Raw genomic sequence first — 12,231 nt, forward strand, 5'->3', positions numbered from 1 at the left:
AGGACCTGATTAGACATGGCAATTCGCAAGTACAAGCCCACGACCCCGGGTCGGCGCGGCGCGAGCGTGTCGGACTTCGCCGAAATCACTCGCTCGACTCCGGAGAAGTCGCTGGTTCGCCCGCTGCACGGTCGTGGCGGGCGTAACGCACACGGCCGCATCACCACTCGCCACAAGGGTGGTGGCCACAAGCGTGCCTACCGGGTGATCGACTTCCGTCGTAATGACAAGGACGGGGTCAACGCCAAGGTTGCGCACATCGAGTACGACCCCAACCGCACCGCCCGCATCGCGCTGCTTCATTTTCTTGACGGCGAGAAGCGCTACATCATTGCGCCCAACGGTCTTTCCCAGGGCGACGTCGTCGAGTCGGGTGCCAACGCCGACATCAAGCCCGGCAACAACCTGCCGCTACGCAACATCCCGGCCGGCACCTTGGTGCACGCCGTGGAGTTGCGGCCCGGCGGTGGCGCCAAGCTTGCCCGCTCGGCGGGATCGAGCATCCAGTTGCTCGGTAAGGAAGCCAGCTACGCCTCGCTGCGTATGCCCAGCGGCGAGATCCGTCGGGTCGACGTTCGGTGCCGCGCCACGGTCGGTGAGGTGGGCAACGCCGAGCAGGCAAACATCAACTGGGGTAAGGCCGGTCGTATGCGGTGGAAGGGCAAGCGCCCGTCCGTCCGTGGTGTGGTGATGAACCCGGTCGACCACCCGCACGGCGGTGGTGAGGGTAAGACCTCCGGTGGCCGTCACCCGGTGAGCCCGTGGGGCAAGCCAGAAGGCCGTACCCGCAACCCGAACAAAGCGAGCAACAAGCTCATCGTCCGACGCCGGCGCACCGGCAAGAAGCACGGGCGCTAGGAAGTCGAGGAGTAGCGAACTATGCCACGCAGCCTGAAGAAGGGCCCGTTCGTCGACGACCACCTGCTGAAGAAGGTCGACGTGCAGAACGAGAAGAACACCAAGCAGGTCATCAAGACCTGGTCGCGGCGTTCGACCATCATCCCGGACTTCATCGGCCACACCTTCGCGGTGCACGATGGCCGCAAGCATGTCCCGGTGTTCGTCACCGAGTCGATGGTCGGTCACAAGCTCGGTGAATTTGCCCCCACGCGCACGTTCAAGGGACATATCAAGGACGACCGAAAGAGCAAGCGGCGATGACAACAACCACTGAATTCCCGTCGGCGACCGCCAAGGCGCGGTTCGTGCGGGTGTCGCCGAGAAAGGCGCGCCGGGTAATTGACCTGGTGCGTGGCAGGTCGGTTTCAGACGCGCTCGACATCCTGCGTTGGGCGCCGCAGGCCGCCAGCGAGCCGGTCGCCAAGGTGATCGCCAGTGCGGCCGCCAACGCGCAGAACAACAACGGCTTGGACCCGGCGACCTTGGTCGTGGCCACGGTCTACGCCGACGAGGGCCCGACCGCCAAGCGCATCCGCCCGCGGGCGCAGGGACGCGCGTTCCGGATCCGCAAGCGGACCAGCCACATCACCGTGGTGGTGGAGAGCCGGCCGAGCAAGGACCAGCGGTCTTCGAAGTCGTCGCGGGCTCGCCGCGCCGAGGGCAGCAAGGCCGCCGCAACGGCGCCCGCGAAGAAGTCCTCGGCCAGCAAGGCGCCGGCGAAGAAGGCCGCCACCAAGGCACCGGCGACAAAGGCGGCCACCAAAGCCGAGTCCAAGACTTCTGAGACTTCTGAAGCGAAGGGAGGCTCAGACTAGTGGGCCAGAAGATCAACCCGCACGGCTTCCGCTTGGGCATCACCACCGACTGGAAGTCGCGTTGGTATGCCGACAAGCAGTACGCCGACTACGTCAAGGAAGACGTCGCCATCCGTCGGCTGCTGTCCAGCGGCCTGGAGCGCGCCGGAATCGCCGACGTGGAGATCGAGCGCACCCGTGACCGGGTCCGGGTCGACATCCACACCGCGCGTCCGGGCATCGTCATTGGCCGCCGTGGCACCGAGGCCGACCGCATCCGTGCGGATCTGGAGAAGCTGACCGGCAAGCAGGTTCAGCTCAACATCCTCGAAGTCAAAAACCCTGAGTCGCAAGCGCAACTGGTGGCCCAAGGGGTCGCTGAGCAGCTGAGCAACCGGGTGGCGTTCCGCCGGGCGATGCGTAAAGCCATCCAGTCCGCGATGCGTCAGCCCAACGTCAAGGGCATCCGGGTGCAGTGCTCGGGTCGTCTTGGTGGCGCGGAGATGAGCCGGTCGGAGTTCTACCGCGAGGGCCGGGTTCCGCTGCACACGCTGCGCGCGGACATCGACTACGGCCTGTATGAGGCCAAGACCACCTTCGGCCGGATCGGTGTGAAGGTGTGGATCTACAAGGGCGACATCGTCGGCGGCAAGCGCGAATTGGCCGCCGCCGTTCCCGCGGGCGCCGACCGTCCGCGCCGCGAGCGGCCGGCGGGCAGCCGTCCGCGCCGCAGCGGTGCTTCCGGCACCACGGCCACCGGCACCGAAGCCGGACGCGCCGTGGGTAGCGAAGAGCCCGCCGCCGCAGAAAGCGCTACCACCCCCGAAGCGCAGAGCACGGAGAGCTAAATCATGTTGATTCCCCGTAAGGTTAAGCACCGCAAGCAACACCACCCCCGCCAGCGTGGCATCGCCAGCGGCGGGACGTCGGTGAACTTCGGCGACTATGGGATCCAGGCCCTCGAGCACGCCTACGTCACCAACCGGCAGATCGAGTCCGCTCGTATCGCCATCAACCGGCACATCAAGCGTGGCGGCAAGGTGTGGATCAACATCTTCCCGGACCGTCCCCTGACCAAGAAGCCGGCCGAAACCCGGATGGGTTCGGGTAAGGGCTCCCCGGAGTGGTGGGTGGCCAACGTCAAGCCGGGCCGGGTGCTGTTCGAACTCAGCTACCCCAACGAAGCGATCGCACGAGCGGCGCTGACCCGCGCGATCCACAAGCTGCCGATCAAGGCACGCATCATCACCCGAGAGGAGCAGTTCTGATGGCAGTGGGAATTTCCCCTGGCGAACTGCGCGAGCTCACCGAAGAAGAGCTGACCGAGCGTCTGCGCGAATCCAAGGAAGAGCTGTTCAACCTGCGTTTCCAGATGGCGACCGGACAGCTCAACAACAACCGCCGGCTGCGCACGGTGCGTCAGGAAATCGCACGCGTCTACACCGTGTTGCGCGAACGAGAATTGGGTCTGGCGGCTGGACCCGGCGAACCCGATGGTAAGGAATCGTGATGGCAGAGGCGAAGACTGGCGCTAAGGCCACCAAGTCCGCAGCGGCGGGCGCGGTCGATGGCGCTTCCAAGGAAAAGGGTCCCAAGCACACGCCGAGCACTCCTAAGCCGCGCGGTCGTCGCAAGACGCGCATCGGCTACGTCGTGAGCGACAAGATGCAGAAGACCATCGTGGTCGAGCTCGAAGACCGCGTGCGTCACCCGCTCTACGGCAAGATCATTCGCACCACCAAGAAGGTCAAGGTGCACGACGAGCACAGCGCCGCCGGCATCGGCGACCGCGTTTCCCTGATGGAGACGCGTCCGCTGTCGGCCACCAAGCGCTGGCGGCTCGTCGAAATTCTCGAGAAGGCCAAGTAAAGATCGGGCGACAGCCCAGCTTTCGAAGCAGCCGGTCCGGTGGCAAGCGCCACCTGGCCGGCTGCTTCGTCTAGCGGCTTGGGCCGATGAGATTGGCGCGCAGGCCGTGCACGAAGGCGCGCAGTCGCTCCGGCGTCGCGGTCTGCGGTTCACTGAGGCGCAACTGCAGTAGTTCGCGCCCGGTGGCGTACAGGACCCGGGCGGTGTACTCGGGATCATCTAGCTGCGGATTGAGTCGCTGCAGTTCCCCTTGTAGGAACTCACGCACGATCGTCTGAGACTGGGCGAGCCGGGTATGCAGTTGCGGGGGAGCGCCCTGCGGCGGGAACAAGAACAGCCGCCAGGTTGCCGTGTGGGCGTCCACAGCCGCTAGCACACCGTCAAACGCACGCACCAAGGTTTGGTTCTCTTCGCTGGGCTCGCCCAGGTCGCTGATCGCTTCGGCGAACTGTTCGCCTGCCCGGCCGGCTTCACGGTCGATGAGGGCGACGAACAGGCCCGCCGGGCCGCCGAACTGCTGGTAGATCAGCGATCGATTGATCCCGGCCTCCCGCGCGATGCGGATCGGCGTTGCGGCGTGGAAACCGTCGGCGTCGATGATGGCATGGGTCACGTCGAGGATCTGCTCGCGCCGCCCTTGCGCGGTCATTCGCCGCTTCGCCGTGCTCGAGTCGGCCTCGGTCACACTTGACAGCCTAACTAACACCTTGTGAGTATTACTCACAAGGTGTTAGTTAGCCAGGAGGTCGTGATGGTCGCCCACTACCCCGAACTCGCGCGGCGGGTGCGCAGCCAACGCGAATTGCAGCCCGACCTCTACGGCGGCTTCGACTTCGACCATCAGCCGGAACGGCTGGCCACCGAGCCCGACGTCGACTCCGCCCTGCCGACCTGGGTCGCTGATCGCGCACCGATCCTGGAAGACGACCGCGTCCTGGAGCTGATCAGCACTGCCACCATGCTCGGAGACGTCGTCGCCGATCCCTACGCGGCACTGATGTCCACACGCGCCGTCACGCAACTGATCGACATGCTCAAGACGGCCTGCCGGAAGGGAATCGAGGCGGTGCCCGACGCGCCCGCCGAGTTGGCGTCGTTCATCGCCGCCATGGAGGTCACCCCGGACTGGATCGACTTCGAGCTGGTACGCGAGGGTGCCCGGGTCGAGCGCATCCCCGCCGCGCTGCTGGCCCCCTTCATTACGAGGGGGGCCTTCATCGCGACCTTCACCAACACCTACGCCGCGCTGCCGATGGCACTGACCGGTGCGCTCTCCGGCAAGCGGGCAGCCCGGCGGGTCAACGAGACAGCCAGTTTTTTCGCCGTCACCACCCTGCCCGGTGCGCTGGACCGTTACGGTCCAGGTTTCGAAGCCGCCGCCATGGTCCGGCTGATGCACTCGATGGTCCGCTACAACGCCCTGAAGAAGTCCGACAAGTGGGGCCGAAAATGGGACGCAGCCATCTACGGCATGCCGGTGCCGCAGGTCGACCAGATGCCGGCCGGCATGATCGGCCAGTACCTGCTGGCTCGCAAGGCGCGACAGCAGGGCCGGACCGAGTTCACCGCCGAGGAACGCGCCGTCGTCGAATTCGCCAGGTATCGCTGCTTTCTACTCGGTCTGCCGGAGGAACTGCTGCCCGCCGAGCCTGCCGACATCATCCACGTCATGCACGCGCGGGCGGCTCTGTTGCGCCACGGATTCGACGACGTCTGCCGCGAACTCGTCAGCGGCACGATGGCGGCCTACCTGCGCCCCAACACCACGCTGTTCGACCGTTGCGCCGACGCGGTCGAGAAGAGCTTCAGCAAGCTCACGTTCGTCCGCACCTTCTGCGGCAATGACCGCGACCTCGCCGCGGCCATGGGCGTCACACTCGGGCCCGAAGACCTCTTGCGCGTCGCTTTGACCGCGCCCTTCATCATCGGGCGCTTCACAGCAGTGAGCCACGCCAGCCGCATCCCGGTGCTTCGAGACATCACCGACGCGTACGTCATCGGGCTTCTCAAGCTCCGGCTGGCGACCTACGGCAGGCCTGAGTTCACAACCGATGCAGCGCATTACACTCCTGTCCTGCACTGACGGTGGTGGTGGCCCCCACTGAAATCCTTAGCTGATTGCTATCCGGCGCGTGTAATGTCCACGGACGTTCGGGTGGTCCACTACGGCGAAGAGGCTGGGGCAGATGACGGGGTCGAATGGTTTTCAGGGCAAGATCGAGTTGGATATCCGCGACTCGGAAGCGGATTGGGGTCCGTACGCGGCGCCCACAGCGCCCGAGAATGCGCCCAACATCTTGTACCTGGTCTGGGATGACACCGGAATTGCCACCTGGGACTGCTTCGGCGGGCTGGTGCAGATGCCGACCATGTCACGAATCGCCGAACGCGGCGTGCGACTGACCCAGTTCCACACCACCGCGCTGTGCTCGCCGACGCGGGCGTCGCTGCTGACCGGGCGCAACGCGACCACCGTGGGGATGGCGACCATCGAGGAGTTCACCGACGGGTTCCCCAACTGCAGTGGCCGCATCCCCGCCGATACGGCGCTGCTGTCTGAGGTACTGGCCGAACGTGGTTACAACACCTACTGCGTCGGGAAGTGGCATCTGACGCCGATGGAAGAGTCCAGCATGGCGGCGACGCGACGGCATTGGCCGGTCTCGCGCGGCTTCGAGCGGTTTTACGGGTTCATGGGTGGGGAGACCGACCAGTGGTACCCCGACCTGGTGTACGACAACCATCCGGTCAACCCGCCTGCAACCCCCGAGGATGGCTACCACCTGTCGAAGGACCTTGCCGACAAGACGATTCAGTTCATTCGTGACGCCAAGGTGGTAGCGCCTGACAAGCCCTGGTTCAGCTACGTGTGCCCGGGTGCCGGGCACGCGCCCCATCACGTCTTCAAAGAATGGGCCGACAAGTACGCCGGCAAGTTCGACATGGGCTATGAGCGCTACCGCGAGATCGTGCTGGAAAACCAGAAGGCGATGGGCATTGTGCCGCCCGACACCGAGTTGTCGCCGATCAACCCCTATCTCGACGTCAAAGGCCCCTCGGGCGAGTCGTGGCCGATGCAGGACACGGTGCGGCCCTGGGGCTCGCTGAACGAGGAAGAGAAAAAGCTGTTCAGCCGGATGGCCGAGGTGTTCGCCGGTTTCCTGAGCTATACCGACGCGCAGATCGGGCGGATCCTGGACTATCTCGAGGAATCCGGCGAGCTGGACAACACGATCATCGTGGTGATCTCCGACAATGGCGCCAGCGGCGAGGGCGGTCCCAACGGATCGGTGAACGAAGGCAAGTTCTTCAACGGCTACATCGATACCGTCGAAGAGAGCATGAAACTGTTTGACCACCTCGGCGGGCCCCAGACCTACAATCACTATCCGATCGGTTGGGCGATGGCTTTCAACACGCCCTACAAGCTGTTCAAGCGCTACGCCTCGCATGAGGGCGGTATCGCCGACACGGCAATCATTTCCTGGCCCGACGGAATCGCGGCGCACGGTGAAGTTCGGGACCACTACATCAACGTCTGCGATGTCACGCCGACCGTCTACGACCTGTTGGACATGACGCCGCCGGAGGTCGTCAAGGGCATCGCGCAAAAGCCGCTGGATGGTGTGAGTTTCAAAGCGGCCCTTACCGATCCCGCCGCCGATACCGGCAAGAAGACCCAGTTCTACGCCATGCTGGGAACCCGCGGCATCTGGCATGAGGGCTGGTTCGCCAACACCGTGCACGCTGCGGCCCCGGCGGGATGGTCGCATTTCGACGCCGACCGCTGGGAACTGTTCCACATCGCCCAAGACCGCAGCCAGTGCCATGATCTGGCTGCCGAGCACCCCGACAAGCTGGAGGAACTCAAGGCACTGTGGTTCTCCGAGGCCGCCAAGTACAACGGGCTGCCGCTGGGTGATCTGAACATCATGGAGACGATGATGCGGTCGCGACCGTATCTGGTCGGCGAACGCACGAGCTACATCTACTACCCCGGCTGTGCTGAGGTCGGCATCGGTGCCGGGGCCGAGATTCGCGGCCGCTCGTTCGCCTTGGTGGCCGAGGTCACCGTCGATACCACCGGCGCCGAGGGCGTGCTGTTCAAGCAGGGTGGGGCGCACGGCGGTCACGTGTTGTTCATCGCCGACGGTCGCCTGCACTACGTCTACAACTTCCTCGGTGAACGCCAGCAGTTGCTGTCCTCGGTGGGGCCGATTCCGCTGGGCCATCACTTGTTCGGGGTGCGCTATGCGCGGACGGGCACGGTGCCCAACAGCCATACGCCGCTGGGCGACCTTACGATGTACTTCGACCACAACGAGGTGGGCTCGCTTGCAGATGTGACGACCCACCCCGGAACGTTTGGACTTGCTGGTGCGGGCATCACCGTCGGCCGCAACGGCGGTTCTGCAGTGTCGAGTCGCTACAAGGCGCCCTTTGCCTTCACGGGCGGAAGCATCGCCCGAGTGACCATTGACCTATCCGGACGACCATATGAAGACGTGGAAAAAGAACTTGCACTTGCCTTTTCAAGGGACTGACCGGCTGGCCCGATCGTTGTCCGCGGCTCTGGGTGTGGTGAGCCTGGTGTGCCTGTCCGGCGTCTTGTCCGCCTGCGCGGAGCGCGGCGGGTCGGGTTCACCCGGCTTGCATCCCGACCCCGCTAGACCAGTACCGGGAGTCGTAGCGACCCAGCCGGAACAAATACCGCCCCACACAATCGGCTGCGCTCCGTCGCTGACCGGGGAGGGCCGGGCCACCACGGCCGCGGCGGCGGACCAGGACGCCCCCAGAGTCACACTCAGCGTGCCCGACGGCTGGACCGCGCGCGGTGGAAGCGGTGACACGGCGCTGAGCCTGACCGGCCCCGATGGGATGGCGGCGACGGTGACCATCACCGCAACCGACGCGCTGCCAGAGCGTGCCTTCCAGGAGTACACCGCACATCTGGGAGGTTCGATGCGCCGGCTCAACTTCGCCGTCGCGGGGGCACCCTTCTGCGGGTACAGCAGCGAGTTGCTGACCGGCACTCTGCAGGGTCCGTCGGGCGCAATCCAGTTCGCTGACCGCATCACCCACATCTGGACCAACACCAAGATGTACCTGGTGGCCGTGCATCTGGAGGGCCCGGCCGGGGTGGCTGGCTTCACTGCGGCGAAATCCGCATTGATGCAAAACTTTGCCGTCCTCATACCCTGAAGTTGTGCTGACCGAATTGGTCGACCTGCCGGGCGGATCGTTTCGCATGGGGTCGACGAGCTTTTACCCGGAGGAAGCGCCGATCCATAGCGTGTCCGTGCACGCATTCGCGATCGAGCGCTACCCGGTGACCAACGCCCAGTTCGCAGAATTCGTGGCGGCGACGGGCTATGTGACGGTTGCAGAGCAGCCCCTTGACCCCGCGTTGTATCCGGGGGTAAATCCGGATGACCTACGTCCGGGTGCGATGGTGTTTCGTCCCACCGCGGGACCGGTCGACCTACGTGACTGGCGTCAGTGGTGGGATTGGGCGCCCGGCGCGAGCTGGCGTCATCCGTGGGGGCCGGACAGCGACGTCGACGACCGGGCCGATCACCCGGTGGTGCAGGTGGCCTATCCGGACGCCGCGGCCTACGCGCGGTGGGCGGGGCGTCGGCTACCGACCGAGGCCGAGTGGGAGTACGCGGCCCGCGGTGCCACCACCACCACCTACGCATGGGGCGACGAAGAGAAACCCGCCGGACAACTGATGGCCAACACCTGGCAGGGCAAGTTCCCCTATCGCAACGACGGAGCGCTCGGCTGGTTCGGAACCTCGCCGGTGGGAACCTTTCCGGCCAATGGGTTCGGCCTGTTCGACATGATCGGCAATGTCTGGGAGTGGACCACAACCCCGTTTTCGGCGCATCACCGCATCGATCAGCCGCCCAAGGCGTGCTGCGCGCCGACCGGGCCCGCCGATCCGACCATCAGCCAGACCCTCAAGGGTGGTTCGCACCTGTGCGCGCCCGAGTATTGCCACCGCTACCGGCCGGCGGCCCGTTCGCCGCAGTCCCAGGACACCGCGACCACCCATATCGGATTCCGCTGCGTGGCGGATCGCTAGCCGGCAACCGGACCGGTCGCGAACTGATTTGGAAACGCCGCCGCAAGGCACCTCGGTTGCTACGATCTGTCACCGTGTCTCGTGACGGGGGCTCGGCTGCATCAGTGCCATCTCCGGCGGTAACCGCGGATGGCAGATAACAACGCTGCGCCGGGTGCGGCCGCCGCCCCGGATCCACCGGCGAATGCCCGGCCCGAACCCAAGCACATGTCGCGGCGCAAGCACCTCGTGCTCGACACCACAATCATTGTGGGCGTCATCGTCGTCTACATATTTTCGCTGGTCGGTTACCACTGGCTGGCCAGCACGCCGGGGCCGCTGCCCAAACCCGACGTCGGCACCACCGACGACACGGTGGTCCTGGTCCGCTTCGAGGCGCTGCATACCGTTGCAAATCGCCTCGATGTGAAAGTTCTGGTGATGCCCGACGATTCGATGATCGACCATCGGCTCAACGTGCTCACCGTGGACACCTCGGTGCGCTTCTACCCGGAAAATGAACTGGGCGACCTGCAGTACCCGGTGGGCAAGTCACCCGCCCAGGTAGCCACCACCATCGAAGCGCACGGCGACCCCGGTAACTGGCCATTCGACCGGTACACCACCGACACCATCCAAGCCGATGTCCTGGTGGGAACCGGTGAGAACCGTCAGTACAAGGCCACCCGGGTGGAAGTGACCGGATCGCTGGAGGGCTGGGACATCAGCGTCGAGCGGGTAGGGGACGCCAGTCAGACCTCCGACCGCCCCGACAACGTCATCGTGACCTTCCAGCGGGCCAAGGGGCCGCTGGTCTTCGACCTGGGCATCTGCCTGGTCCTGATCACCCTGCCGACGTTGGCCTTGTTCGTCGCGATCCAGATGATCACCCGCCGGAGAAAGTTTCAGCCACCGTTCGGCACCTGGTATGCGGCGATGCTGTTCGCCGTGGTGCCGTTGCGCAACATCCTTCCGGGTTCTCCGCCCGCGGGTGCGTGGATCGACCAAGCCATCGTCATCTGGGTGCTAATTGCGCTGGCCACGGCCATGGTGGTGTACGTTGTCGCCTGGTATCGCGTGTCTGAATGAGCCGCTGCAAAGCCGGCCACAGTGCAAATTTGGCTCTGAGCAGCTCGTCCCCTAGACTCTAGGGGTTGCCTTGGGCAGACCTCGGCCGGTGCGTACAAGTCCCAAAGCTTGTCGGCTGGCCCCGCGTGCCCTTCGGTAACGAAAGACCGCGCATGTCAGGTTTGTGGTGGGCCTTGTCCGTTGAGGCTCGCTTAGGCCCATTTGGGCTGCATTCCTGCTGTGCACACGTCCACCCGAGTCAGGAGATCTAGTGATTCAGCAGGAATCGCGGCTGAAGGTCGCCGACAACACCGGCGCCAAGGAGATCTTGTGCATCCGCGTGCTCGGCGGATCGTCGCGACGCTACGCCGGGATTGGTGACATCATCGTCGCCACCGTCAAAGACGCCATCCCGGGCGGCAACGTCAAGCGCGGCGATGTCGTCAAAGCCGTTGTGGTGCGCACCGTCAAGGAGCGCCGGCGTCCCGACGGCAGCTACATCAAGTTCGACGAGAATGCCGCCGTCATCATCAAGCCGGACAACGACCCGCGCGGTACCCGCATCTTCGGCCCGGTGGGTCGCGAGCTGCGCGAGAAGCGGTTCATGAAGATCATTTCGCTCGCCCCGGAGGTGTTGTAGATGAAGGTCCACAAGGGCGACACCGTGCTGGTTGTTTCCGGCAAAGACAAAGGCGCCAAGGGCAAAGTCCTGCAGGCCTACCCGGAACGCAACCGGGTGTTGGTCGAGGGTGTCAACCGAATCAAGAAGCACACCGCGATTTCGACCAACCAGCGTGGTGCAAAGTCGGGCGGGATCGTTACCCAGGAAGCGCCGATCCACGTGTCCAACGTGATGGTCGTCGACTCCGATGGCAAGCCCACCCGGATCGGCTACCGGGTCGACGAGGAGACCGGCAAGCGGGTCCGTATCTCCAAGCGCAATGGCAAGGACATTCAGGCATGAGCACTACTGATAGCGCAGTGAAGATTCCGCCGCGGCTCAAGGAGCGCTACCGCAGCGAGATCCGCGATGTGCTGCACAAGCAGTTCGGCTACGGCAACGTCATGCAGATCCCGACCGTCACCAAGGTCGTGGTGAACATGGGAGTCGGCGAGGCCGCGCGGGACGCCAAGCTGATCAACGGCGCGGTGAGCGACCTGGCACTGATCACCGGTCAGCGCCCGGAGATCCGCAAGGCCCGCAAGTCCATTGCGCAGTTCAAACTGCGTGAGGGCATGCCCGTGGGCGTGCGGGCGACGCTGCGTGGCGACCGGATGTGGGAGTTCCTCGACCGGCTCACCTCGATCGCGTTGCCGCGTATTCGTGACTTCCGCGGTTTGTCGCCCAAGCAATTCGACGGTGTCGGCAACTACACCTTCGGGCTGGCTGAGCAGTCGGTGTTCCACGAGATCGATGTGGACAAGATCGACCGTGTCCGCGGTATGGACATCAACGTTGTCACCTCGGCGACAACCGACGAGGAAGGACGAGCGCTGTTGCGGGCCCTCGGCTTTCCGTTCAAGGAGAACTGA

Annotated in this window: 16 protein-coding genes; 15 read left to right on the forward strand and 1 reads right to left on the reverse strand. The window is 64.8% G+C overall.

Annotation, left to right across the window (positions count from 1 at the left end; translation table 11 throughout):
- The first annotated feature begins 15 nt into the window (after positions 1-15).
- From rplB to rpsQ, 7 genes are read left to right on the forward strand one after another with little or no spacing between them, the layout of a single operon-like run.
- A complete protein-coding gene (rplB, locus tag CCUG20998_RS04935) occupies positions 16-858 on the forward strand; it encodes a 50S ribosomal protein L2 (protein ID WP_103653751.1) in 843 nt (280 codons plus the stop codon).
- A 21-nt stretch (positions 859-879) separates the two neighbouring features.
- Entirely contained in the window at positions 880-1,161 is a 282-nt protein-coding gene (rpsS, locus tag CCUG20998_RS04940) for a 30S ribosomal protein S19 (protein ID WP_011739061.1), read from the forward strand.
- Positions 1,158-1,715, forward strand: a complete 558-nt coding sequence (gene rplV / locus CCUG20998_RS04945) for a 50S ribosomal protein L22 (protein ID WP_020731945.1) — start codon at positions 1,158-1,160, stop codon at positions 1,713-1,715. The genes rpsS and rplV overlap by 4 nt, the downstream gene beginning before the upstream one ends.
- Positions 1,715-2,542 carry a 30S ribosomal protein S3 gene (rpsC, locus tag CCUG20998_RS04950; protein ID WP_011739063.1) on the forward strand — a complete coding sequence of 276 codons (828 nt, stop codon included), beginning with the start codon at positions 1,715-1,717 and terminating at the stop codon, positions 2,540-2,542. Before rplV ends, rpsC begins: the two co-directional genes overlap by 1 nt.
- Positions 2,543-2,545: 3 nt before the next feature.
- Positions 2,546-2,962, forward strand: a complete 417-nt coding sequence (rplP, locus tag CCUG20998_RS04955) for a 50S ribosomal protein L16 (protein ID WP_011739064.1) — start codon at positions 2,546-2,548, stop codon at positions 2,960-2,962.
- Positions 2,962-3,204 carry a 50S ribosomal protein L29 gene (gene rpmC / locus CCUG20998_RS04960; protein WP_011739065.1) on the forward strand — a complete coding sequence of 81 codons (243 nt, stop codon included), beginning with the start codon at positions 2,962-2,964 and terminating at the stop codon, positions 3,202-3,204. The genes rplP and rpmC overlap by 1 nt, the downstream gene beginning before the upstream one ends.
- Entirely contained in the window at positions 3,201-3,563 is a 363-nt protein-coding gene (gene rpsQ / locus CCUG20998_RS04965; RefSeq protein WP_373145001.1) for a 30S ribosomal protein S17, read from the forward strand. Before rpmC ends, rpsQ begins: the two co-directional genes overlap by 4 nt.
- Before the next feature lie 70 nt (positions 3,564-3,633).
- Here the strand turns inward: rpsQ and CCUG20998_RS04970 are convergent, their stop codons facing one another.
- Positions 3,634-4,212 (reverse strand): TetR/AcrR family transcriptional regulator, encoded by a 579-nt coding sequence (locus CCUG20998_RS04970; protein ID WP_036457300.1) that lies wholly within the window; start codon positions 4,210-4,212, stop codon positions 3,634-3,636.
- A 102-nt stretch (positions 4,213-4,314) separates the two neighbouring features.
- Here CCUG20998_RS04970 and CCUG20998_RS04975 point away from each other — a divergent pair, with 102 nt between their 5' ends.
- The 8 genes from CCUG20998_RS04975 (at position 4,315) to rplE (ending at position 12,231) form a co-directional block, all read left to right on the forward strand.
- Entirely contained in the window at positions 4,315-5,646 is a 1,332-nt protein-coding gene (locus tag CCUG20998_RS04975; protein WP_020731948.1) for an oxygenase MpaB family protein, read from the forward strand.
- A gap of 103 nt (positions 5,647-5,749) precedes the next feature.
- The gene (locus tag CCUG20998_RS04980) at positions 5,750-8,107 is read left to right on the forward strand and encodes an arylsulfatase (RefSeq protein WP_020731949.1); all 2,358 of its coding nucleotides are present in this window, start codon (positions 5,750-5,752) and stop codon (positions 8,105-8,107) included.
- Positions 8,088-8,765: a hypothetical protein gene (locus CCUG20998_RS28310; protein WP_231389852.1), complete on the forward strand. Its 678-nt coding sequence runs from the start codon at positions 8,088-8,090 to the stop codon at positions 8,763-8,765. Before CCUG20998_RS04980 ends, CCUG20998_RS28310 begins: the two co-directional genes overlap by 20 nt.
- A gap of 4 nt (positions 8,766-8,769) precedes the next feature.
- Complete coding sequence (locus CCUG20998_RS04990; protein ID WP_020731952.1) at positions 8,770-9,651, forward strand: formylglycine-generating enzyme family protein; 882 nt, start codon at positions 8,770-8,772, stop codon at positions 9,649-9,651.
- Positions 9,652-9,780: 129 nt separating this feature from the next.
- Positions 9,781-10,719 (forward strand): DUF4436 domain-containing protein, encoded by a 939-nt coding sequence (locus CCUG20998_RS04995; protein ID WP_020731953.1) that lies wholly within the window; start codon positions 9,781-9,783, stop codon positions 10,717-10,719.
- A 250-nt stretch (positions 10,720-10,969) separates the two neighbouring features.
- On the forward strand, positions 10,970-11,338 hold the full coding sequence (rplN, locus tag CCUG20998_RS05000; RefSeq protein ID WP_012392948.1) for a 50S ribosomal protein L14: 369 nt from the start codon (positions 10,970-10,972) through the stop codon (positions 11,336-11,338).
- Entirely contained in the window at positions 11,339-11,662 is a 324-nt protein-coding gene (gene rplX, locus CCUG20998_RS05005; RefSeq protein ID WP_011739070.1) for a 50S ribosomal protein L24, read from the forward strand.
- The gene (gene rplE / locus CCUG20998_RS05010) at positions 11,659-12,231 is read left to right on the forward strand and encodes a 50S ribosomal protein L5 (protein ID WP_012392949.1); all 573 of its coding nucleotides are present in this window, start codon (positions 11,659-11,661) and stop codon (positions 12,229-12,231) included. Before rplX ends, rplE begins: the two co-directional genes overlap by 4 nt.

Origin of the sequence: Mycobacterium marinum, from assembly GCF_003391395.1 — a bacterium.
In the GTDB taxonomy this organism is placed as follows: Bacteria; Actinomycetota; Actinomycetes; order Mycobacteriales; family Mycobacteriaceae; genus Mycobacterium; species Mycobacterium marinum.

Excerpts from the sequence above, each read along its gene's own strand:
- rplB (WP_103653751.1), top strand. The coding sequence starts at position 16 with ATGGCAATTCGCAAGTACAAGCCCACGACCCCGGGTCGGCGCGGCGCG.
- rpsS (WP_011739061.1), top strand. The coding sequence starts at position 880 with ATGCCACGCAGCCTGAAGAAGGGCCCGTTCGTCGACGACCACCTGCTG.
- rplV (WP_020731945.1), top strand. The coding sequence starts at position 1,158 with ATGACAACAACCACTGAATTCCCGTCGGCGACCGCCAAGGCGCGGTTC.
- rplP (WP_011739064.1), top strand. The coding sequence starts at position 2,546 with ATGTTGATTCCCCGTAAGGTTAAGCACCGCAAGCAACACCACCCCCGC.
- rpmC (WP_011739065.1), top strand. The coding sequence starts at position 2,962 with ATGGCAGTGGGAATTTCCCCTGGCGAACTGCGCGAGCTCACCGAAGAA.
- CCUG20998_RS04970 (WP_036457300.1), bottom strand. The coding sequence starts at position 4,212 with ATGACCGCGCAAGGGCGGCGCGAGCAGATCCTCGACGTGACCCATGCC.
- CCUG20998_RS04975 (WP_020731948.1), top strand. The coding sequence starts at position 4,315 with ATGGTCGCCCACTACCCCGAACTCGCGCGGCGGGTGCGCAGCCAACGC.
- CCUG20998_RS04980 (WP_020731949.1), top strand. The coding sequence starts at position 5,750 with ATGACGGGGTCGAATGGTTTTCAGGGCAAGATCGAGTTGGATATCCGC.
- CCUG20998_RS04995 (WP_020731953.1), top strand. The coding sequence starts at position 9,781 with ATGGCAGATAACAACGCTGCGCCGGGTGCGGCCGCCGCCCCGGATCCA.
- rplX (WP_011739070.1), top strand. The coding sequence starts at position 11,339 with ATGAAGGTCCACAAGGGCGACACCGTGCTGGTTGTTTCCGGCAAAGAC.
- rplE (WP_012392949.1), top strand. The coding sequence starts at position 11,659 with ATGAGCACTACTGATAGCGCAGTGAAGATTCCGCCGCGGCTCAAGGAG.